The organism is Actinosynnema sp. NPDC020468, from assembly GCF_040642015.1.
Lineage (GTDB): Bacteria > Actinomycetota > Actinomycetes > Mycobacteriales > Pseudonocardiaceae > Actinosynnema.
The window spans coordinates 1-21237 of the sequence record NZ_JBFAEO010000029.1; the positions used below are offsets into that span (position 1 = coordinate 1).

19 protein-coding genes and 1 pseudogene are annotated in these 21237 nt (G+C 71.3%); 10 read left to right on the forward strand and 10 right to left on the reverse strand.

Annotation, left to right across the window (positions count from 1 at the left end; all coding sequences use genetic code 11):
* Positions 1-115: 115 nt before the first annotated feature.
* From AB0G50_RS21195 to AB0G50_RS21205, 3 genes are read right to left on the reverse strand one after another with little or no spacing between them, the layout of a single operon-like run.
* Positions 116-532: an acyl-CoA thioesterase gene (locus AB0G50_RS21195; RefSeq protein ID WP_360111156.1), complete on the reverse strand. Its 417-nt coding sequence runs from the start codon at positions 530-532 to the stop codon at positions 116-118.
* Positions 529-1275 (reverse strand): SDR family oxidoreductase, encoded by a 747-nt coding sequence (locus tag AB0G50_RS21200; protein ID WP_360111159.1) that lies wholly within the window; start codon positions 1273-1275, stop codon positions 529-531. The genes AB0G50_RS21195 and AB0G50_RS21200 overlap by 4 nt, the downstream gene beginning before the upstream one ends.
* Positions 1272-2426, reverse strand: a complete 1155-nt coding sequence (locus tag AB0G50_RS21205) for an acetyl-CoA C-acetyltransferase (RefSeq protein ID WP_360111162.1) — start codon at positions 2424-2426, stop codon at positions 1272-1274. The genes AB0G50_RS21200 and AB0G50_RS21205 overlap by 4 nt, the downstream gene beginning before the upstream one ends.
* A 119-nt stretch (positions 2427-2545) precedes the next feature.
* Here AB0G50_RS21205 and AB0G50_RS21210 point away from each other — a divergent pair, with 119 nt between their 5' ends.
* Together AB0G50_RS21210 and AB0G50_RS21215 are read left to right on the forward strand one after the other, a co-directional pair.
* Positions 2546-4141 carry a FadD3 family acyl-CoA ligase gene (locus AB0G50_RS21210; RefSeq protein WP_360111165.1) on the forward strand — a complete coding sequence of 532 codons (1596 nt, stop codon included), beginning with the start codon at positions 2546-2548 and terminating at the stop codon, positions 4139-4141.
* A gap of 26 nt (positions 4142-4167) precedes the next feature.
* Complete coding sequence (locus tag AB0G50_RS21215) at positions 4168-5376, forward strand: acetyl-CoA C-acetyltransferase (RefSeq protein WP_360111168.1); 1209 nt, start codon at positions 4168-4170, stop codon at positions 5374-5376.
* On the opposite strand, the gene AB0G50_RS21220 is transcribed toward AB0G50_RS21215, so the two are convergent.
* Positions 5377-6147 carry a TSUP family transporter gene (locus AB0G50_RS21220; protein ID WP_360111171.1) on the reverse strand — a complete coding sequence of 257 codons (771 nt, stop codon included), beginning with the start codon at positions 6145-6147 and terminating at the stop codon, positions 5377-5379.
* A gap of 88 nt (positions 6148-6235) precedes the next feature.
* Here AB0G50_RS21220 and AB0G50_RS21225 point away from each other — a divergent pair, with 88 nt between their 5' ends.
* Entirely contained in the window at positions 6236-7000 is a 765-nt protein-coding gene (locus tag AB0G50_RS21225) for a helix-turn-helix transcriptional regulator (protein ID WP_360111174.1), read from the forward strand.
* Here the strand turns inward: AB0G50_RS21225 and AB0G50_RS21230 are convergent.
* Positions 6997-8244 (reverse strand): FAD-dependent monooxygenase, encoded by a 1248-nt coding sequence (locus tag AB0G50_RS21230; protein ID WP_360111177.1) that lies wholly within the window; start codon positions 8242-8244, stop codon positions 6997-6999. The genes AB0G50_RS21225 and AB0G50_RS21230 overlap by 4 nt on opposite strands.
* Before the next feature lie 258 nt (positions 8245-8502).
* Here AB0G50_RS21230 and AB0G50_RS21235 point away from each other — a divergent pair, with 258 nt between their 5' ends.
* From AB0G50_RS21235 to AB0G50_RS21255, 5 genes and pseudogenes are all read left to right on the forward strand, one after another.
* A complete protein-coding gene (locus AB0G50_RS21235; RefSeq protein WP_360111180.1) occupies positions 8503-11232 on the forward strand; it encodes a choice-of-anchor P family protein in 2730 nt (909 codons plus the stop codon).
* A gap of 378 nt (positions 11233-11610) precedes the next feature.
* Entirely contained in the window at positions 11611-12024 is a 414-nt protein-coding gene (locus AB0G50_RS21240) for a hypothetical protein (RefSeq protein WP_360111182.1), read from the forward strand.
* Between the two features lie 92 nt (positions 12025-12116).
* Positions 12117-12977, forward strand: a pseudogene (locus tag AB0G50_RS21245) (hypothetical protein); the annotation flags it as partial.
* A 43-nt stretch (positions 12978-13020) separates the two neighbouring features.
* Positions 13021-14778 (forward strand): hypothetical protein, encoded by a 1758-nt coding sequence (locus AB0G50_RS21250; protein ID WP_360111185.1) that lies wholly within the window; start codon positions 13021-13023, stop codon positions 14776-14778.
* Between the two features lie 133 nt (positions 14779-14911).
* On the forward strand, positions 14912-15709 hold the full coding sequence (locus AB0G50_RS21255) for a leucine-rich repeat domain-containing protein (protein WP_360111187.1): 798 nt from the start codon (positions 14912-14914) through the stop codon (positions 15707-15709).
* Positions 15710-15736: 27 nt separating this feature from the next.
* On the opposite strand, the gene AB0G50_RS21260 is transcribed toward AB0G50_RS21255, so the two are convergent.
* Complete coding sequence (locus tag AB0G50_RS21260) at positions 15737-16150, reverse strand: MarR family transcriptional regulator (RefSeq protein ID WP_360111190.1); 414 nt, start codon at positions 16148-16150, stop codon at positions 15737-15739.
* 56 nt (positions 16151-16206) lie between these two features.
* Between AB0G50_RS21260 and AB0G50_RS21265 the strand changes: the two genes are divergently transcribed.
* Positions 16207-16719 (forward strand): DUF6790 family protein, encoded by a 513-nt coding sequence (locus AB0G50_RS21265; RefSeq protein ID WP_360111193.1) that lies wholly within the window; start codon positions 16207-16209, stop codon positions 16717-16719.
* On the opposite strand, the gene AB0G50_RS21270 is transcribed toward AB0G50_RS21265, so the two are convergent.
* Positions 16716-17369, reverse strand: a complete 654-nt coding sequence (locus AB0G50_RS21270; protein WP_360111196.1) for a hypothetical protein — start codon at positions 17367-17369, stop codon at positions 16716-16718. The two genes, AB0G50_RS21265 and AB0G50_RS21270, sit on opposite strands and share 4 nt — an antisense overlap.
* Before the next feature lie 200 nt (positions 17370-17569).
* A complete protein-coding gene (locus AB0G50_RS21275; protein ID WP_360111199.1) occupies positions 17570-18106 on the reverse strand; it encodes a dihydrofolate reductase family protein in 537 nt (178 codons plus the stop codon).
* Positions 18107-18197: 91 nt separating this feature from the next.
* Between AB0G50_RS21275 and AB0G50_RS21280 the strand changes: the two genes are divergently transcribed.
* The gene (locus AB0G50_RS21280; RefSeq protein ID WP_360111202.1) at positions 18198-18701 is read left to right on the forward strand and encodes a MarR family transcriptional regulator; all 504 of its coding nucleotides are present in this window, start codon (positions 18198-18200) and stop codon (positions 18699-18701) included.
* A 418-nt stretch (positions 18702-19119) separates the two neighbouring features.
* Here AB0G50_RS21280 and AB0G50_RS21285 read toward each other — a convergent pair whose 3' ends face one another.
* Positions 19120-20253 carry an epoxide hydrolase family protein gene (locus tag AB0G50_RS21285; protein WP_360111205.1) on the reverse strand — a complete coding sequence of 378 codons (1134 nt, stop codon included), beginning with the start codon at positions 20251-20253 and terminating at the stop codon, positions 19120-19122.
* 114 nt (positions 20254-20367) lie between these two features.
* Positions 20368-21213, reverse strand: a complete 846-nt coding sequence (locus tag AB0G50_RS21290; protein ID WP_360111208.1) for an SDR family oxidoreductase — start codon at positions 21211-21213, stop codon at positions 20368-20370.
* Between the last annotated feature and the right edge of the window lie 24 nt (positions 21214-21237).

The window sequence follows — 21237 nt, forward strand, 5'->3', positions numbered from 1 at the left end:
TCCTACTGGCGCTTCTTCGCGGACACGACGACCGCGCCGAGGGTGGTGGGCCTCGGCGCGTACGACGACGAGTTCACCCGGTCCGGCGGCGCCTGGCTGCTGCGCCGCCGGGTGATCACCGTGGGGTGAGCGAGGTCTCCAGCAGTGGGCGCAACGGCGGTGGCACCGGGATCGGGGTGCCATCGCCGTCCAGCGTCACGAGCGCGAGTTCCCCTTGCGCGACAAGCACTTCGTCGTCCCGGCGGACCATGTCCAGCCCCCGGCGGAACGACGTGCGGCCGAGCGCGGTCACCGACAGGGAGATCCGGATCGGGGTGAACAGCGTGACCGGCACCAGGTACTCGCAGCGCGCGGCCCGGGTGATGGTGTGGAAGCCGTACCGGGTCTGGAGGGTGTCCTGGCGCAGGTCGTTGAGGTAGAGCCACTCGGTCTGCACGCGTTCCATCCACGGGAACCAGGCCGCGTAGTACAGGATGCCCGCCGGGTCGCAGTCCGCGTAGGACAGCCGGAAGTCCAGGTGGTGCAGGCTCACGACGGCAACGCCGCCAGCCAGCGCGCCGGGTACTCGCCGCCGCCGTCGACCACCAGCTCCGCGCCCGTCACGTAGTCCGCGGCCGGGTCGGCGAGCAGCAGCACGGCGGTCGCGACGTCGTCGGGCGTGGCCATCCGGCCGGCCGGGATGGTCGCCGCCACCCGCGCCTGACCGGCCTCGTCGCCGTAGCTCAGGTGCGACAGTTCGGTGCGCACCAGGCCGACGGTGACCTGGTTGACCCGCACCTGCGGGGCGAGGTCCATGGCCAGCGCCCGGGTCAGCATGGTGAGCCCGGCCTTGGCGGCGGCGTAGGCGGCGGACTGCGGCGCGGGGTGGCGGCCGGCGACGCTGCCGATGTTGACGATCACGCCGCCCCGCTCACGCATCGCCGCGTAGGCGGGTTGGGCGACGTAGTAGGGCGCGAGGAGGTTCAGCGCCACCACCGAGGAGATGAACCGGGGCGAGACGGTCGCGGTGTCGGCGGGTGGCGCGCCACCCGCGTTGTTCACCAGCACGTCCAGGCCGCCGAACCGGCGCACCGCCTCGGCGACCAGCGCCGCCGCCTGCTCGGGCTGCCGCACGTCCGCTTGGGTGAACTCGGCGCCCTCGGGCAGCTCGTCCGGGTCGTTGCGGCCGCAGACCAGCACCCGCGCGCCCTGCGCCAGGAACCGCCGGGTGATCGCCGCGCCGATGCCGCGCGCGCCGCCGGTCACGATGACGGACCGGCCCTCGGGTGTGCTCATCCCAACCTCTCGATGATCGTCACGTTGGCCTGGCCGCCGCCCTCGCACATCGTCTGGAGCCCGTACCGGCCGCCGGTGCGCTCCAGCTCGTGCAGCAGCGTGGTCATCAGCCGTGCTCCGGTCGCGCCCAGCGGGTGGCCGAGCGCGATGCCGCCGCCGTTCACGTTCACCCGGTCGGGATCGGCGCCGGTCTCGGCGAGCCAGGCCAGCGCGACCGACGCGAACGCCTCGTTGATCTCCACCAGGTCGATGTCGTCGAGGGTGAGCCCGGACTTGCGCAGCGCGTGCGCGGTGGCGGGTATCGGCGCGGTCAACATCCAGATCGGGTCCGCGCCGCGCACCGACAGGTGGTGGATCCGGGCGCGCGGGGTCAGTCCGGTGGTGCGCAGCGCGTCCTCGGACACGATCAGCAACGCCGCCGCGCCGTCGCAGATCTGGCTCGCGGTGGCCGCCGTGACCCGGCCGCCTTCCTCGAGCGGTGCCAGCCCGGCCATCTTCTCCGCCGACGTGTCCGCGCGCGGGCAGGTGTCCACGACGGCGTCGCCCAGCGGCAGGATCTCGCGGTCGAACCGGCCCTCGCGGATCGCGGTCAGCGCCCGCTCGTGGCTGCGCAGCGCGAACCGCTCCAGGTCCTCCCGGCTCAGCCCCCACTTCGCGGCGATCATCTCGGCGGACCGGAACTGGGAGACCGGCCCGGCGCCGTACCGGGCGCGCCAGCCGACCGAGCCGGTGAACGGGTCGTCCGCGCCGAACCGCTCGCCGGCCGTCATGGCGGCGGAGATCGGGATCGCGCTCATGTTCTGCACGCCGCCGGCGACCACCACGTCCGCCGTGCCGGACATGACCGCCTGCGCGGCGAAGTGCACGGCCTGCTGGGACGAGCCGCACTGCCGGTCCACGGTCACGCCGGGCACCGAGTCGGGCAGGCCCGCGGCCAACCACGCGGTGCGGGCGACGCAGCCGGACTGCGCGCCGACCGTGTCGACGCACCCCATCACCACGTCGTCCACCAGCGCGGGGTCGATGCCCGCCCGGCCCACCAGCCCGGCGAGCACGTGCGCGCCCAGGTCGGCGGGGTGTGTTCCGGCCAGCGCGCCACCGCGTCTGGTCACGGGTGTGCGCACGGCCTCGACGATGTAGGCGGCGGTCATGGGCGTCCCTTCTGCGGCCAACCGGGGCAGGCCGAGACTAGCAAGCGCTTGGTTGGTTGGCTAGGATCGCTCCTCGACGCCGGTCGCCGGCGGATCGGCCAGAGCCACGGGAGGCGTTCGTGACGGACACCGGAGACTTCACCACGATCCCGGCGTGCCTGCGCGCGGCGGCGGCCGAGGCGCCCGACGTCGAGGCGGTGGTGGACGGCCCGGTCCGGCTGACCTACGCGGAACTCGACGCGGAGGTGACCCGGTTCGCCCGCGCCGCGATCGCGCACGGTCTCCAGCCCGGCGACCGCGCGGCGGTCTGGGCGCCGAACTCGGCCCGCTGGGTGGTCGCGGCGCTCGGGGTCCTGGCCGCCGGCGGCGTGCTGACGCCGGTGAACACCCGCTTCAAGGGCGCCGAGGCCCGGTACGCGCTGGCCAAGGTCCGCGCCTCGCTGCTCGTGCTGGACGACGGGTTCCTGGACAACGGCTACCTCGCGATGCTGCGCGACGACGGCGTCGGCGAGCCCACCGCGGAGCGGCCCGCGCCCGGCCTGCCGCACCTGCGCGCGGTCGTGACCGTGCACCCGACCGACGACCCGGCGGCGGTCTCGTTCGAGGCCTTCCTGGCCGCCGCCGACCGGGTGCCGGCGGCCGAGGTCGACGCGCGGATCGCGGCGCTGGAACCGGACGACGTCGCGGACATCCTGTTCACCTCGGGCACGACCGGCTACCCGAAGGGCGCGATGGTGACCCACCGGGCGGACCTGCTGGTGGACGAGCAGTGGTCGGCGATGTGCGGCCTGCTGCCGGGCGACCGGTACCTGCTGGTCAACCCGTTCTTCCACAGCTTCGGCTACCGCGCGGGCGTGCTCGCGTGCCTGCTGCGCCGCGCCACGATGCTGCCGCTCGCGGTGTTCGACGTGGTGTCGGTGTTGGAACTGGTCGAGCGCGAGAAGGTGACCGTGTTCCCCGGCGCGCCGACCGTGTACAGCTCGATCCTGGCGCACCCCCGGTTCGGCGAGTTCGACCTGGGCTCGGTGCGGCTCGCGGTCACCGGCGCGACCGTCGTGCCGGTGCCGCTGCTCCGCCGGATGCGTGCCGACCTGGGCTTCCGGGACGTGATCACCGCCTACGGCCTCACCGAGACGTGCGGCACCGCGACCGTGTGCCCGCCGGACACCGACGAGGAGCGGCTGTCCACCAGCTGCGGCCGGGCCATCCCCGGCACCGAGGTCGCCGTGGTCGACGCCGCGGGCGTGCCGGTGCCCGCCGGATCGCTGGGCGAGGTCGTGGTGCGCGGCTACAACGTGATGCTCGGCTACTTCGAGGACCAGGCCGCCACCGACGCCGCGATCGACGCGGACGGGTGGCTGCACACCGGCGACGTCGGGTGGCTGGACGAGGACGGCTACCTGCGGATCACCGACCGGATCAAGGACATGTTCGTGGTCGGCGGGTTCAACGTGTACCCGGCCGAGCTGGAGCGGCTGATCGGCGAGCACCCGGCGGTCCGGGAGGTGGCCGTGGTCGGCGTGCCCGACGAGCGCCTGGGCGAGGTCGGCCACGCCTACGTGGTCACCCGACCGGGCGCGACGGTCACCGCGGAGGACCTCGTCGCGCACTGCCGCGCCGCGATGGCGAACTTCAAGGTGCCGCGGCACGTCACGTTCGTCGCCGAGTTGCCCCGCACGCCCAGCGGCAAGGTCCAGAAGTTCCGCCTCGCCTGACACCCCCTGCCACCAAGGAGACACCCATGCCCGAAGCCGTGATCGTCGCCGCCGCCCGCTCGCCGATCGGCCGCGCGTTCAAGGGGTCGCTGACCGGCGTGCGCGCCGACGACCTCGCCGTGTCGATGGTGCGCGCGGCGCTCGACCAGGTGCCGCAGCTCGACCCGCACACGCTGGACGACCTGATGCTCGGCACCGCGCAACCCGCCGGTGAGCAGGGTTACGGCCTGGCGCGGGTGGTCGCGGTGACCGCCGGGTTGGACGACGTGCCGGGCACGACCGTGCAGCGGTACTGCGCGTCGAGCGTGCAGACGACCCGGATGGCGCTGCACGCGATCCGCGCCGGGGAGGCCCACGCGCTGGTGTCGGCGGGCGCGGAGTCGGTGTCGCGGTTCGCGCTCGGCAAGTCCGACGGCCTGCCCGACACCAAGAACCCCCTGTACGCGGCGGCGATGGCGCGCAGCGCGGAGAACCGTCCGGAGTGGACGGACCCGCGCCTGTCCGGCGAACTGCCCGACGTGTACCTGGCGATGGGGCACACGGCCGAGAACGTGGCGCGGTGGCGCGGAGTCGGCCGGCGGGCGCAGGACGAGTGGGCGGCGTTGAGCCAGCAGCGGGCGCAGGCCGCGATCGCGTCCGGGTTCTTCGCCCACGACATCACGCCCGTGACGCTGCCCGACGGCACCGTGGTGTCGACCGACGACGGCCCGCGCGCGGGCGTGACGGTCGAGTCGCTGTCCGGGTTGAAGCCGGTGTTCCGCGACGACGGCACCGTGACGGCGGGCAACTGCTGCCCGCTCAACGACGGCGCCGCGGCGCTCGTGGTGCTGTCCGACGTGCGCGCGGCCGAGTTGGGCGTGACGCCGCTGGCCCGGGTGGTGTCGTCCGGGGTGTCCGCGCTGTCGCCGGAGATCATGGGGTTGGGACCGGTCGAGGCGACCAGGCGCGCGCTCGCCAACGCCGGACTGGTGATCGACGACATCGACCTGGTGGAGCTGAACGAGGCGTTCGCGGCCCAGGTCGTGCCGGTGGTCGAGGAGTTGAAGCTCGATCCGGAGCGGGTGAACGCGCACGGCGGTGCGATCGCGCTGGGCCACCCGTTCGGCCAGACCGGCGCCCGGCTCACCACCACGCTGATCAACGGGCTGCGGGCGCGCGACGGGCAGTTCGGCCTGGTCACGCTGTGCACGGCGGGTGGGCAGGGGATGGCGCTGGTGCTCGAGCGGCTGTCCTGATCAGACCAGGTTCGTGACCGCCATCGCCGCGGTGACCGCGACGAGCAGCCCGAGGTAGGTCCGCGCGTGCAGCCGGTCGGGGATCCGAGGCGGCCTGCGGCGCAGAACGAGGATCACCGGGAGCGCGCCGGCCAGCAACGCCACCGCGGCGGGCACGTCGACGAGGCCCGTCGGGAGGTCGGTCGCGGTCAGGAACACCAGCGTGGACGGGAGCGCGATCGCCAGCGTCAGCGGGTTGGCGAGCGTGGTGGCCGAACCCATCGAGTGGCCGGCGCGGCGCAGCAGCGGCACGGTCAGCACGCTCCCGCCGACACCGAGGAACGCGGCCACGGCCCCGATCGGCACCCCGAGCGCCGAGCCGATCACCGGACCCCGCGGCCTCGGGTCGGTGTGCGGGCGCAGGAAACCCGGCCTGGTCGCGAGGTCGGCGATCGTACCGACCAGGTAGAGCACGAAACCCCAGCGCAGGAGCGCGGCGGGCACGTGGGCCGCGGCGAGCGCGCCGCCGGTGGCGCCCACCGCGAGCAGGACCAGAAGCCGAGTGCTGCCACGGAGTTCGCGCAGCACGTCGGGACGGGTCGACGCGGTGGCGATCGCGGCGTTGACCACCATCACGACGGCGGACGTGGCCACCGCCGTCACCGGGGCGGCGTCACCCAGCCGGGCGTTCGCCCACACCACGACGGGCACGGTCACGAACCCGCCGCCGAAGCCGAACACGACGGTCGTCACGCCGGTGAGCACACCGACGCCGATCAGCAGCGCGAACATCACCCCGGAACCACACCAGGTTTCGCCGTGGACGCGCATCCGATGCCCGGCACAGTTCTTTCGCTGGTCGGCCACTAGGGTCACCGACGTGAGAAACGTGCCCCTGGCCGAGGTGGACCGCGTCGACCGGGCCGTGCTGCCCATCGGCACCGACTACCCACCGGTCCACGTCCTGGACTGGCACCACCACCGCCGGGCGCAGTTCCTGTACGGGGCGACGGGCGTGATGGTCGTGGAGACCGCGGACGGCACGTGGACGGTGCCCACCGACCGCGCCGTCCTGATCCCGCCCGCCACACCGCACCGGGTGCGGATGCTGGACGTGAGCACCCGCAGCCTCTACGTCGAACCGGCCGCCGTGCCGTGGTGGCCCGCCGACTGCCGCGTGGTCGACGTGACGCCGCTGCTGCGCGAACTGCTCCTCGCCGCCGTCGAGTTCACCCCGGAGTACGACCTGGCCGGCCGCGACGGCGCGGTGGCCGCGCTCCTCCTGCACGAGATCGCCGCCCTGGCCCCGCTGCCGCTGCACGTGCCGCTGCCCACCTCGCCCGACCTGGCCACCCTGTGCCGCGCCTACCTGGACACACCGGACGTCCAGGTGACCAACACCGAATGGGCCTCGCGCGCCTCGATGAGCGAACGGGCCTTCACCCGCCGCTTCCGCCAGGAGTTGAACCAGAGCCCGGCCGCCTGGCGCCTGAAAGCCCGCCTCCTGGCCTCCGCGCCGCTGCTTCGCGACCACACCGTCACCGAGGTGGCCGCCCGCCTCGGCTACTCCTCACCGGCCGCGTTCACCGCCGCGTTCACCGCGTCGTTCGGCCTGGCGCCGTCCAAACTGGTCCAACGCGGCTAGGAGTCGGACCCGGAGTCCGGCACCCCCGCGTAGTCGGGCAGGTCCACGCCGTCGATCGCGCGGTCGACCAACGCGTAGAGGGCCTCGGTGGCGGCCTCGGACTCGGCCTCCGGGTCCGGCTCCGCGCCCTCCCGGCTGTGCGCGTGCAGGCGTCCGATCTCCTGGTTGGCCTCGACGTACGAGCGCATCCGCCGCTCGTAGCCGGCGAACCCGACCTCCGGGTCCCACCCGGCGGCGGCCAGTTCGCCCGCCAGCAGGTAGGCGCCGACCAGGGCCAGCCCGCTGCCCTGCCCGGACAACGGCGACGCGCTGAACGCCGCGTCCCCGAGCAGCACCACCCGTCCGCTCGACCAGCGGTCCATCACGACCTGGGCGACCTGGTCGAGGTAGAAGTCCGGGGTGTCGTCCAGATGAGCGAGGACGCGCGACGTCAACCACCCGAACCCGGCCATCCGCTCCCGCAGCAGCAGCTTCTGGGCCGCGACGTCGCGGTGGTCCACACCCGGGTCGGCCGAGGTGAAGGAGAACATGGCCATCGCCCGCGTGGCGTCCCGGATCGGCCGCAGGCACGCGGACCGCCCGCCCTCCTGGTACTCCAGGAGCCGGCGGTCCAGTCCGAACTCGTTGGGCACGCTGTAGAAGGCCAGCACGTGCCCGAGGTGCCGGACGAACCGCTCCCGCGGCCCGAACACCATCTCCCGCAACCCCGAGTGCAGCCCGTCCGCCCCGATCACCAGGTCGAAACGCCGCCGACCACCACCCGCGAAGACCACGTCGACCCCGTCCGCGTCCTGGGTGAGCCCGACGATCCGATCACCGAACACGTACTCGACCCGATCCCGGGTGTCGTCGTGGAGCACCCGCGCCAGATCACCGCGCAGGATCTCGATCTCCGCGATGAACCCGTCACCCCCGTCGTCCTCGGCCCGGAAGGTCTGAAGCACGTTCCCGTCCACGTCCACCGAGTGCGCCCCGATGGTCTCGGTCCGAGCCGCCCGCACGGCCGCGTCCAACCCCATCCGCCGAACGACTTCCTTGGCCACCCCCCGCGCGTCCACCGCCTGCCCGCCGGGCCGCAACTCCGGCGCCCGCTCCACCACGGTCACCTCGGCACCGCGCCGACGCAACCAGTGCGCCACCGCGGGCCCCGCGACACTCGCCCCCGCCACCAACACCCTGATCCCGCTCACCGCGCCCCCCGCTCGCCCTTCGGATCCGCAGTCCACATCGTACGGTCGGGCCACCCGTCGAGGTGTCCTTCCTCCGCGCGGAACCACGAGATCCTCGATGTCCGGCACGATCTCGCGCCGATGGCCGCGGGCGGCGTCGCCGAGCCGGCCGGTGTCGCGCGCACCCCCGACCCGGACTCGTCCGGTTCGCGGTGAAAGGCCCGAAAGGTCCACGCGTCGGTGACGGGCGCGGTGCCACCATTGCCGGGAACGCGATCCTCGGGGGCGCGGTGTGCCCGAGGGGCGGGGCTACCGGCTTTGGGGGAGGAACCGATGGAACACCGCAGACGGGTGGTGCGCGGCTTGGCCGCGTTGGTCGGCGTGGTCGTGGTCATGGCGGCCACGGCGAGTCCGGCGGCCGCGGCGACGCGCGACATCCGAGTCCACCTCACGAACGACTCCGACTCGGAACTGACGCTGTCCGGTCAGGATCTCGACCACGGCTGTTGGACTGCGTCCCCGCCGCAGAAGATCCCGATCGGCGCGACGGTGGACATCGCGTCGGAATCGTGCGGTGTCGCGACCGGGACGGAGTTCCACCTGTCCTACCGGTTGGATCTCACCGGCACGACCCTGAGCCTGCACTACAGCAATCCCTTCGTCGGCGGTGACACGTTCGAGGAGTCGCCGCCGCAGGGCTACCGGTTCGGCGCGGGCGGGACGATCGAGGACCGGTTCGACACCTTCGGGTGCAACGCCACGACGTGCGACGGGATCCCCGACGACTGGAAGCGGTTCGGGGTCACGATCGGCCCGGGTGACGGGGCGCCGGCGCAGTTCGTGGACCTGCCGCAGATGGGCGTCACCCTGACCCGGCCCAACGTGCTGGTCCAGCTGGACTCGATGAGCGACGCCACGCACGACCAGAGGCTGAGCCAGGCCGCGATCGACGCCGTGATCAGGGCGTTCGACCAGGACCCGGTCGTGCACCGCGGTGCGACCAGACCCGGCGTCACCCTCCTCGTCGACTCGGGTCAGAACAGCACCCTCACGCCCGGCGGCGCGCAATGGGGCGCGCTGTCCCGCGCCAACACCGGAGTGCCGTGGGTGCGGGACTTCCTCACCGGCAACAGGAAGGACGGCTACCGGCTGGACGACTTCTACGCGCAGATGAAGCGGGACTTCACCCCCACCGGCCGGTTGCCGATCTTCCACCACGCCATCGCGGCCTCCTGGATCGCGAACGGCGACGACACGACCGGGTACGCGCCCCCCGACCGGCTCGGTTTCGTCGTCTCGCTCGGCGCCCGGGCCGGCGGGGTCGGCAGCCAGGACGACCAGACCGGCTTGTTCATGCACGAACTGGGGCACGTGCTCGGTCTCGACCACAGCGGCGGGGAGGGCGAGGACGACAACGTCAACTACAAGCCGAACTACCCGTCGATCATGAACTACGCGTACACGACGCGCGGGGTGTTCCGCGGCGGCACACAGGTCTTCGACTACTCCCGCGCCCCGATGCCCGACGTGGACGAGAACCTGCTGACCGAGCCGGGTGGGGTGAACCTCGGCGCGAACCCGCTCGGGTACGGCACGACGCACTCGTGCGGCACCAGGGTGGGCAGCACGATCGTGGTCAGCTCGCGCGTGCAGGGCACCCTGAGCCCGGTCGACTGGGACTGCGACGGCACTGCGGCCAGCGCGCTCACCGGCTTCGACGCCAACGGCGACCTGGAGAGGAAGACCCTCAAGGGCACGGGGTCGGACTGGCAGCGGCTGAACTTCAAAACCGGGGGAGTGGGTGCGGGCGACAACGCCAAGGACACGGTCGTCGTCCCCACCACCGGCACGTCCCCGCCGGTGTCCGAGCTGACCCTCGACCAGGACCGGAGGATCCGCGTGCTGCCGTTGACCAGCACGCTGCGGTACGACGGCGCCACCACCGGCGACTACCACGACAGCGCCACGACGTCCGCGACGCTGGTCGATCCCGGCGCGGACAACGCCCCGATCGCGAACAAGGCGGTCGCGTTCCGGCTGGGCGCGAGCGCCACCGACGTCTGCTCCGCCACGACGGACGCGACCGGGAAGGCGTCCTGCGCCATCACCCCGACCCAGGCGGCGGGCGTCTACCCGCTCACGGCCACGTTCGCGGGCGACGCCGTCCACCAGGCCACCACCGACACCGTCGCCTTCACCGTCACCCGGGAGCAGACGACCCTCACCTACAACGGGGCCCTCAAGTTCGCCAACGGCACTCCGGCCACCCTGGCCGCGATCCTGGCCGAGGACGGCGTCACCCCGATCGCCGGCGCGACCGTCGAACTGACCGCCGGCACCGGGTCGACCCGGCAGTCCTGCACGGCGGCCACCGACGCGGCCGGCGTCGCCCGGTGCGCCGTCCCGGTGCTTGCCCAACCGTTGAACGAGGCCGCGACCGTCCCGGTGACCGGGGTCTTCGCCGGCGACCCGTTCTACCTGCCGTCGAACGCGTCCGCGACGGGCAGGCTCAACTACCTGACCGGCCGGGCGTTCGGCCTGTCCGCGAACGTCAACCTCCTCCTGGCGACACTGCGCCTGCCACCCCAACCCGACACCGGCCCGGTCCGAACGGCGTCCGCGTCCACCGCGGCACCCCCCTGCACCGCGGCACTGACCACCCTGCTGATCTCCGCGCACGGGATCTGCCCGAACGTCACGGTCACCCTCGCGCCCGGGACGTCCGTCGGCACGGCGACCGTGCAGGACGTGTCGATCGGCATCCCGGGCCTGCCGGTGATCAAGGCGACGGCACTCCGCTCGGTGTCCACGAGCACCTGCGCGGCCGCCACCGGCTCGGTCACCATCGCCGCGCTCACCGTCGGCGGGCTGCCCGTGGACACCGGGGTCGCACCGAACTCCGGCATCGACCTGGGCGCGGGCACCCGACTGATCCTCAACGAGCAACTACCGGTACCCGGCGCGGACCACGGCCTGACCGTGAACGCCCTGCACCTGACCGCGGCGGGAACCGTGATCGACGTCGTCATCGGCTCCAGCTCCAGCGACATCCACAACTGCTGACCGCGCACCGGATCCCGGTGGACGAACACCCGCCGCCCACCGGGATCCCCGCTGGTGGAGCACGAACCACTGGTGACGGCGCCATTCGGGCGTCCTGAGGCCGGGACCACCGCGCCATGACCGATCGACCTGTCGAGCAGGTCCGGGCAGGGGATCGGGATTGTTCGGCTCCGGGTATGCGACGAACTCTCACTCGTGCCGAGGAGTGGGAGGTCGGGGAGGCGGCATCGTCGCGGGATCGTGGTGTGTCCCCATTCGTGCCGATCCGGGAGCGTTTGTCAACGGCGCGACTACTGCGAAGCGGTGAATCGTCGCGTCTACGGGTGCCACCGGGGTTCAGTGCCCTGTCACCATCGGGGAAACAATCGGAAGGGAAACGTGGAAACCGACCTGACGTCGGCGGCCGCGACGACGGTCGTCGAGAAGTTGACAACCGGCGCGTGGCAGGACGTCGTGACCGCGATCGGAGTGTTGTGGCGCGAGGTTCATCCGGAGCGGGGTGCCACCATCGAGGCGGAGATGGTCGACACCCGCACTGCGGCGTTGGTGGCGCATGAGACCGGTGACCGGCATGCGCTGGCCGATCTCGTCAGCGAGTGGCGGAGCAGACTGCGGCGCCTCGCCGCCGAGGATCCGCGCGTGTCGACGGAACTTCGCCGTCTGCTGGCAGGGTGGACCCGAGAGCAGGGCATGGGGGACGCGGCGATCGGCACCGTCACCATGACCGCTCAGGCCTTCGGGCACAGTCGCGTCACGATGGCCGGCCGTGACGTGCACATCACCGGGTCGTGAGCAACGACGACGCCACCGTGCGTGCCACCTTGTTCGGCCACGCACGGGCGGCCATCGCCGGCCGGGACGTCCACGTCCACCACGACGGCGGCGTGCGGCGGGCGTCTCCGAACCCGGACGCGCAGTGCCCGTATCCCGGCCTCGCCGCCTTCGGGGTGGAGCAGTCGCGGTGGTTCTTCGGGCGTGACGCGGTGACGGCGTACTTGGTGCAGCGGGCGGCCGAACGGCTCGACGAGGGTGGCCCGCTGATCGTGGTCGCCCCGTCGGGAGCGGGCAAGTCGTCGCTGCTGGGAGCAGGACTGCTCACCGCGATCAAGGACCGAGGCGCGTTGCCGGTGGCAGGCTCGACCCGGTGGCCCCAGGTGATGATCACCCCCACCGACCGACCGGTGGAAGCGCTGGCGACCGGCGTCGCCTCGGCGGTGGGAATCGCTGTGGACGAGGTGCTCGGATGGATGACCTCGCCCACGGAGTTCGCCGACGCGTTGAGCGCGCGGTTGGCGGGCCTGCGGGTGGTCCTCGTGGTCGACCAGTTCGAAGAGCTGTTCACGTTGTGCGCGGACGAGGACGCGCGCCGCAGGTTCCTCGTGCTGCTCGACTGTGCCGCCGCGGTCGACTCGTGGGCGTTGGTGGTGTACGGGCTTCGCGTCGACGCCTACACGCACTGCGTCGAGTACCCGTCGCTGCGGCGGGCGCTACAGGGAGGACAGGTCCTCGTAGGCCCGATGACCGTCGAGGAGCTGCGGCAGGCGGTGGTGTTGCCGGCGCGCGAAGCGGGCTTGGACGTCGAGCCCGGGCTGGTCGACCTCCTGCTGCGAGATCTGGGAGCGTCGGAGAAGTCCCCCTACGAGGCGGGACGGCTTCCGCTGCTCGCGCACGCGCTCCGTGCGGCGTGGAGCGAGCGCCACGGCCACGTGTTGACCGTCGCTGGTTACCGGGCCGCCGGCGGCATCCACGACGCGGTGGGCCACCACGGCGGAACGCGTCTACCGCGAATTGGACGATGGTGGCCAATCCGCCACGCACGCGTTGTTGCTGAGACTGGTGAAGATCGGCGAAAGCACCGACCACACCCGTCGAACCGTGGCCATCGCGGACCTCGCGTGCGACACGGCCTTGCTCGACGCCTTCACCGACGCCCGCCTGCTCACTCGCGAGCGGGACTCGGTCACGATCACCCACGAAGCCCTGATCCGTGCCTGGCCGCGGATGAGGGACTGGATCGAGGAAGACCGCGCGAGCAACCTGCTTCGGCAGAAGCTGGAGGAGGCGGCGCTCGCCTGGGACCTCGACGACCGTGACCCCGCGTTGCTGTGGCGAGGCAACAGAATCGGCACAGCACGCGCACTCATGCCTCGGGGCAAAGCCGAGTCGACCCTGAACGACCGGGAACGCGATTTCCTCGAGGCATGTCTGCGCGTCGAACACGAGGAGCAGGCAGCCCGGCGGCGAAGTACCCGGCGTCTCAACCAACTCGTCGCGGCCCTCAGCGCCCTCGTGCTGGTGCTGGCGTCCACGGTCGCCATTGTGGTGGTCGCCGGACAACGCGCGGACGAAGCGCGGATCAGGGCCGCGGCTCAAGAAGCCGCACTCCGCACCGGCGTCTTGCTCAAGGACGATCCGGTCACAGCGGTCGAGTTGGCGCACGCCGCGCACCGCGTGGCGCCGACGCCGGCGACACGGGATGCCCTCCTCAGTGCCTTTGCCGCGTTCGGCCGGTTGCAGTTGAACGGCGTCGGCCCCCAGTTCGGCACGGGACAGTACTTCGCGGTGGCCGACAACGGCGAAGTCATGATCAACAACTTTGAGGACGATGTGGAGTTGTGGCACCCGGAGGCCGACCGCCTGGTTCCCGACGCCCGGTTCAGGCCGGCTCCCGGATCCTCGAACCTGAAGTTCGTCAACGGTTCGGTCGCGATTTTTTCCAGCTGGTCCACCACCGAGGTCTGGAACATCTCGGACCTGGCCGCGCCACGACTTCGCGCCACACTGCCGTTGAACATGGAGATGGGTGGGGTTTCCGCGGATGGTGGGGTGGTCGTCGGCTACGACGGAGGGACGGTTCCGCCCGAGGAGGACTACACGCCCATCGTGGCGTGGGACCTGTCCGGATCTGCCGGCCCACGCCGGATCGCGGTCCCGTGCGACCATGGTTTCGCGGACGTTCATCCGGGCGGACGGCTACTGGCCATCGCGTGTCAGCAAGGCGATCACGTTTCCTCCGTCGGCCTGTGGTCCGTCACCGAGGCCGCGACCCTGAAACCCGTTGCGACCATCTCCTTCGGTGAGTCGGCCAGGTACCAGATCGGGTTCAGCGACGAGGGCGGGTTTCTCCTCGGCGTCGCCCCGGAGAACGGGCGGGCGCGCGTGTGGGATGTACGGGACCCGGAACGTCCGCGTCCGTGGGGGGAAGTGGCATTCCGCGGCCGCCCGTCGTCGTTTTCGTTCACGGACGACGACCACGTGCTGATCCTCCCCGACAATCGCAATGAGGTGCAGTTCTGGCGGGTCGACTCCGCGGCGCCCCCCGAACTGCTGAACTCGATCAAACCCGGTTTCGTCATGGCGGATCCCGTTGTTCGGCGACCTCGGTTCGATGACTACGTCGTCGCCGTCGGCCACGAGGTGCGGCGGATCGATCTGGACGTCGACCGGGTCATCACCCGGATCTGCGCCGAACCGAGTCTCCGTCTGACCGGCGACGAGTGGCGCGAGTACCTGCCCGGCGTAGACGAACGACCCGTCTGCCCGTGACCGCGTCACGACGTCCAGGTTTTCTTGTGGCCTCGTAGCGGCGGTGGGGCAACGAGACCACGAACGGCCCGCACCGTCGACGTGCTTGTCCCGGTGGGTGCCTGCTGCCGATCATCATCGATACGCTGTACCGGTGTCGACGGACGAGAACGCACCACAGGTGTTCCACAACCGGTTCGCGGGCGCGGTCGGACCGACGTCGGCTGACATCGGCCGGGACCTGTGCCAGTGCCTCGGCCGTTCGGCGTTGACCCGAACGGCGAGCGCCTCGTTCCACCAGGACGTGCAGGACCACACGGCGGCGGGTTGGCGGCGCCTGTTGACGCTGATCGACGAGGCCGCCGCGGACGGTCGGACGGAGTTCGCCCCGTTCCGGGAGATGAGCGCCGCGGAACGGCGGCAGGTCGTCACGCTGCCGCCCACGATCGCGAAGCTGACCGCGGTGACGCGCCTTCTCCTCTACGGCACGAACCTGGTGCGCATCCCACCCGAGATCGGGGCGATGGCCGACCTCCAGGTGTTCGAGCCCTACACCTCGCACCGGTTGCACTGGTACCCCTACGAAATCACCCGGTGCGCGAAGCTCGCCGACAGCACGGTGAGCACCCGCGCCCTCTACGGCAACTTCAAGTTCCGGCCGCCGTTCCCGGCACTGCGGCCGGTGACGCGCGCCGACGAGGCGGACTTCACCGACCTCGACCCGGGCGTGTGGGGCGCCACCGCCGTGCGGACCTGCGGCGTCTGCGTCGGTCCGGTCGACCGGGAGCTGCACCAGGTCTGGCTCTCCCGCCGGGTGGGCACCGACGTGCTGCCGCTGCTGGTCAACGCGTGCTCCGCGGACTGCGTGGCGGCCCTGCCGGAGCCGGAACGAGGCTACGTCCCGACGCCGCACACCGGCGGCCCGGACCTCGTGCAGCCCGTCGACAGGTAGCGCGCCGGCCACGGGCGACCGGGGGGCTCAGTCCGGTGCGAGGATCTCGGCCAGCCGAAGGGTGTCCTCGAGGTAGCGCTCGTAGGGGAAACCGGCCGCGACGAGCGCGGCGCGCAACTCCTCGGAGAGCGACTTCCCGGCCGCGTGGAAGGCTTTTCGGCCCGCGTCGGTGAGCCGGACCAGGCGTCGCCGCGCGTGGTCGGGGTCGACGGTGACCTGCACCAGGCCGTCCGCCTCCAGGGGCCGCAGCGCCCGGCTGATCGCCGGGTCGGACACCGACAGGGCTTGCGCGAGGCGGTGCTGCGTCGTCGGTTCGATCTCCTCCAGCGTGCCCAGCAGTCGGAGTCGGCTGTAGGTCAGGGCACCTTCGGGGCGCCGCCGGGCCTCTTCGCCCAGCAGCATGACCACGCGGTGCAGCAGGTCTGCGAGTCCGTCGTCCACCACCTCAGCCTACCTCAGTGTTGACTCCTTAATATTAACTAGGTAAGACTGGTGTCATGAGCACCTTCTCGTACGTCGCCCAGTCCGCCTTCCCCCTGATCTGGATCCTGGTACCGGCCATCGGGGCGTTCCTGCGGGCCCGTCACGCCCCGTCGCGCCAGGAGGCGCTGGAGATCTGGCAGCGCTGGTGGGCCATCGGCGCCTTCGGCATCGGCAGCCTGTGGATGACCGTCGCGTTCCTCACCGTCCCCGACGCCATGGCCGAGGTGATCGGCTTCGGGCGGACGCCCTTCATGGTCGAGATCGCCTTCGCGAACCTGGCCCTGGCCGTCATGGGCTTCCGGGCCGCCTCGGCGTCCGCCCGCGAGCGGATCACCATCGGCCTCGGCGGCGGGATGTTCCTGTGGGGAGCCGCGATCGGCCACGTCTACCAGTGGTTCGCCAACGGCGACCACGCTCCCGGCAACACCGGCGGCGTCATCGTCAACGACGTCCTGATCCCGGCGGTCATGATCATCCTGGCGGTGCGGTCCCGCCGCCTGGCGGCACCGCTCGCGCACGCCTCCTAGTTCGCCGCCTCGAACTCCGCCTTGTTCCACAGCGAGAAGTAGAGGACCTCGGACCAGCTGCCCAGGCCGATCGGGTGGGTGGTCCGGCGGTCGCGGACGTTGTCGAAGTCGTCGCCGAAGACAAGCCCGCGGAAAGGCCCGGCCGCCTTCTCCAGTTCCACGGCGGCGGCCGCCGCGGTGTCGGGCAGCGCGTCGATCGCGGCGCCGACTTCCCGGCACCGCGCGATCTCCCGCTCGACGCGCTCGCGAAGCGCATCGGCCTCGGACGTCTCCATGCAGTCCAACTCGACGGTCTCCAACAACACGAAGCGGTTCCGGTGCCCGTGGAGGAACTCCTCGGTCCGATCGAGCTGGTCCCGCAGCGCGGCCGAGCCGACGAGCCGAGCAGCGTCCCCGAACTTCTTCAACCGCGCCAGACCCGCGTCGAACTCGCCGATGATCCCGAACAGCGGGGTCTTGTCCTGGGGATCGTCGTCCTCGAACCCGTCCGAGATGAGGGAAGCACACAGCCTGGGTCCGCAGGACACGAGGACGCGGTAGGAAAACGGAACGTCGTACGCCCATTCCGCCAAACCACCGACCGTCTCGGGCCGGTCCGCGTAGGACGTCGGTTCGTCGCTGAGGCTGTAGAGGTAGGAACGATTCGCCACCACCGAAGTCTACTGTGGCCGGTGGAGCCGAGTGCCCGAACTCGGATCGGCCCACCGCACAGGCTTCTGCTGTCCGGCACTACAAGCGGCCGTCCTCGTACTCTTCCCGGCTGTGCCGTCCCCATCTGCGTGCCCTGCCGGAAGCAGTTCTACCGCTCGGTCGGAACATCGTCAGGAACAAGGCGAACCGGCGGACGTGGTCAGGCGGCCGGGGTGTAGGTCTGGTGGATCACTCCGGTGGAGAAGGTCTCGGCCGAGGCCAGTCGCAGTTCGACGGTGTCGAGGTCGTCGAACCACCGGGCGCCCTTGCCGAGCACGATCGGGTGGACGAAGAGTTGCAGCCGGTCGAGAAGTCCGGCGGTGAGCAGTGATCGCACGAGGGTGAGGCTGCCGGTCACGCCGATGTCCTTGCCCGCCGTGGACTTGAGCGTCGTGATCCGGTCCAGCACGTCACCGCTGATGATCTCGGTGTTGTTCCACGTGGCCTCGGTCAGGGTGTTGGTGACGACGTACTTCTTCTGGTTGTTCATGATGTCGGCCACCTCGTCCTCGCTGGTCGGCCAGTAGGCGGCGAACTGCTGGTACTGGACGCGGCCGAGCAGCATCGCGCCCGAGTCGGCCATGGCGGCGCCGACGGCATTGCCCATCTCGTCGTCGAAGTAGGGGAAGTGCCAGGTCTCGGGCGCCTCGGCCACGCCGTCAAGGGACACGAACAGGCTCGCGACGATCTTGCGCATGACGTCCTCCAGGGTGGTCTACCGGGAATGTAGTTCGATGCCACGACAGTACGACGTCGAACTATTCCGTGTCAAACGGTATGATGGGGGCATGCGTGAGAGCGACGAGGTGGACAACGTGATCGGGCAGTGGCGGCGGGAGCGGTCCGACCTGGACCTGTGGCCGGTCGAGGTCCTGGCGCGGGTGACGCGGTTCGCCACGATCATGAACCGTTCCTTCGACGAGGTCTTCGCCCGCCACGGCCTGCGCAACGGGGAGTTCGACGTGCTGGCCGCGATCCGCCGGTCCGGGCCGCCCTACGCGGTGACCCCGTCGGCGCTGTCCGAGCAGCTGATGCTGTCGCGGGCGGGGATGACCAACCGCCTCGACCGGCTCGACCAGGCCGGCCTGATCACCCGTCGGCTGGATCCCGAGGACCGTCGCAGCTTCCTGGTCACACTCACCGAGAAGGGCATGGCGACCGTCGACGCGGCCCTGAGCGACCACGCCGCGAACGAGGCGGCGCTGCTGTCCGGGCTGTCCGAACGGCAGCAGCGACAACTCGACGACGCGATGTACACCCTGCTGCGCACGGTCAAGGACCGGGATGTCTGAGCGACCCGAGCGGTGGCACGCCGCTGTGAGCACCGACGCCTCGACCACTCGCCGCGGACGTGAGCGGGTCCGGACCGGTCAGTAGCGAGGATGACGTCATGATCGGGCCTTCACCAGATTGCCGGGACGACCGGCCTGGCCCGGTCGTCCACGACCGCTTCCCCCGCCAGGCGCTACGCCACAACACCCCCGCCTAGCCTCTGGGAACGGTCACCCACCGCACTCTCATGCCGCAGACAGGAGTTGGCTCGACGCGCGCCTTTGCCGAGAAGCGGGCAGGCGAGCGGGCCGCGTCGAACACGTATGGCTTGTCGGTGTCTCGCCGAGTGCGGGCCGACGGCATCGACCTTCCGGTGGTGGAGGGCGTCCCGCGCGGTGGTCGGGTATCCCTCAGCTCCAGTGTCCGACACTCCGGTTCTCACCGAAGTGGCCGGAAGAAGTCGGTGAGGTCGTGAGCGAGCAGGTCGGGTTCCTCGTGTGCGGGGAAGTGACCACCGCGTGGCATCTCCGTGTACCTCGTGACGCGGTAGGTGCGCTCCGCCCAACTGCGTGGCGGCAGGGTGAGGTCGGCCGGGAACAGCGCGACGGCGGTGGGCACATCGATCCGCTCGACTTTGCGCGTCAGGTTCTCGCGGTACTCGTAGTACGGCCGGAACGAGGTCGAAATGGCGTTGGTGAACCAGTAGAGCGACGCCTGCGTCAGCAGGAAGTCGTCGCTGAACCGCGAGGACAGGTCACCTCCGCAGTCGCTCCACGCGCGGTACTTCTCGATCATCCACGCGAGCAGCCCTGTCGGTGAGTCGGCCAGCCCGTAGCTCAGGGTGATCGGCCGGGTGCTCTGTTGGTGCTGGTACGCGCCCTCCTCCGTCGACCAGGTCGCCACCGAGTCGAGGTAGGCGCGCTCCTGCGCGGTGACGCTCTCGACGTCGTAGGCGACCGGACTGGCGACGGCCGCCAAGTGGATGCCCACCAGGGCGTCGGGATGGGCTTCGGCCAGGCGGGAGGTGATGCCCGCGCCCAGATCCGTGCCGTGCGCCCCGTACCGGGCGAAACCCAGTTCCTCTCGCATGAGCAAGTGCCACAGTTCGTGTGTCTGCACGTGATCCGTGAGCGAAGGCCGTTGCGGGGAGAAGGCGAATCCCGGTAGCGACGGGACGATGACGGTGAACGAGTCCGCCGCGCGACCACCGTGTTCGGACGGGGTGGCCAGTCGCCGGGCGAGGTCGGTCAACTCCAGGAACGAGCTGGGCCACCCGTTGGTCAGGACGATCGGCAGGGCGTCCGGAGTCTCGCCGTCGAAACGGAGGTAGTGCACCGGTGTCCCGGCGATGTCCGCGACGTGGTGGGGCAGCGCGTTGATGACGGCTTCCTGGGCGCGCCAGTCGTAGCCGTCCGCCCAGTAGGCGACCAGTCGCCGCAACTCACCGGGATCGGTTCCCGCCGTCCAGCCGGTCACCGGCCACGGAGCCGGCCATCGCGTGGCGGCCAGCCGAGCCCGCAACTCGCCGAGTTCGGCATCGGTGACCTCGAGCACGGGCCTGTCGGGAACCACGGTTTCTCCTCGCACTCGCGGAAAGCCGTCCTCGCCGGGCGGCTCGATCGTCTTGGCCGGCGCGGCCCGTGCCGGCTCCGGTGACCGCGGTCCGGGGCCGGTCGGGGGCTCGCGTCAGGTGTCCGTGCCGACGCGGTCGAAGGCCAGTGTGGGCAGGTCGACCGCGTGCGCGCCGCCGTCGGCGACCAATACCGCGCCAGTGATGTACGACGATTCCGGCGAGCCGAGGAACCGGACGACGGAAGCGATCTCGTCCGGTTCGGCCGGGCGTCGCAGCGGCACCTCGGCGGTCGCCCGGCGGTAGCCCTCGTCGCGCCCGTCGGCGAACCCCGCCGCCTCGGCGAACCGGTCCATCGCGCCATCGGCCATCGGGGTGCGGACCCAACCGGGGCAGACCGCGTTCGCCCGCACGCCACGCGGGCCGTAGTCCCGGGCGATCGACCGGGTGAGGCCGATCAGCGCGTGCTTCGCGACGGTGTACCCCGCGAGGTCGGGACCCGCGAACAACCCGGCCAACGAGGACACGATCACCACCTGCCCCCCGGACTCCACCAGCGAAGGCAGCGAGGCCCGGCAGAACACGAACGCGCTCGACAGGTTCGAGCGCAACGCCAGTTCCCACTCCTCGTCGTCGGTGTCGGTCACCGACGACAGCCCGTGCCCGCCGGCGTTCGCGACCACGACGTCCAGCCGTCCGAACCGGCCGACGATCTCCGCGACCGCGTTCTCCGCGTCCGGGGTCACGCCGGCATCACACGCGATGACGTGCGCGCCGGTGTCCTCCGCCACCTTCTCCAGGGGTGCGCGCCGCCGTCCGAGGACCACCACCTTCGCGCCCTCGGTCGCGTAGCGGCGGGCCACCGCCGCGCCGATCCCCGTACCGCCGCCGGTGACCGCGACGACCCTGCTCTCCGCACTCACCCGGAGTCCCTTCCCTTGTCCTGAGCCCGCTACGTCCATGTCGGAGCCACACCGCGGGGTTGC

What these genes read in the sequence shown, in the direction of transcription:
- AB0G50_RS21290 (WP_360111208.1), bottom strand. Translation starts at nt 21,213, where the DNA reads ATGGACGTAGCGGGCTCAGGACAAGGGAAGGGACTCCGGGTGAGTGCG.
- AB0G50_RS21215 (WP_360111168.1), top strand. Translation starts at nt 4,168, where the DNA reads ATGCCCGAAGCCGTGATCGTCGCCGCCGCCCGCTCGCCGATCGGCCGC.
- AB0G50_RS21275 (WP_360111199.1), bottom strand. Translation starts at nt 18,106, where the DNA reads ATGCGCAAGATCGTCGCGAGCCTGTTCGTGTCCCTTGACGGCGTGGCC.
- AB0G50_RS21205 (WP_360111162.1), bottom strand. Translation starts at nt 2,426, where the DNA reads ATGACCGCCGCCTACATCGTCGAGGCCGTGCGCACACCCGTGACCAGA.
- AB0G50_RS21280 (WP_360111202.1), top strand. Translation starts at nt 18,198, where the DNA reads ATGCGTGAGAGCGACGAGGTGGACAACGTGATCGGGCAGTGGCGGCGG.
- AB0G50_RS21235 (WP_360111180.1), top strand. Translation starts at nt 8,503, where the DNA reads ATGGAACACCGCAGACGGGTGGTGCGCGGCTTGGCCGCGTTGGTCGGC.
- AB0G50_RS21200 (WP_360111159.1), bottom strand. Translation starts at nt 1,275, where the DNA reads ATGAGCACACCCGAGGGCCGGTCCGTCATCGTGACCGGCGGCGCGCGC.
- AB0G50_RS21265 (WP_360111193.1), top strand. Translation starts at nt 16,207, where the DNA reads ATGAGCACCTTCTCGTACGTCGCCCAGTCCGCCTTCCCCCTGATCTGG.
- AB0G50_RS21220 (WP_360111171.1), bottom strand. Translation starts at nt 6,147, where the DNA reads ATGTTCGCGCTGCTGATCGGCGTCGGTGTGCTCACCGGCGTGACGACC.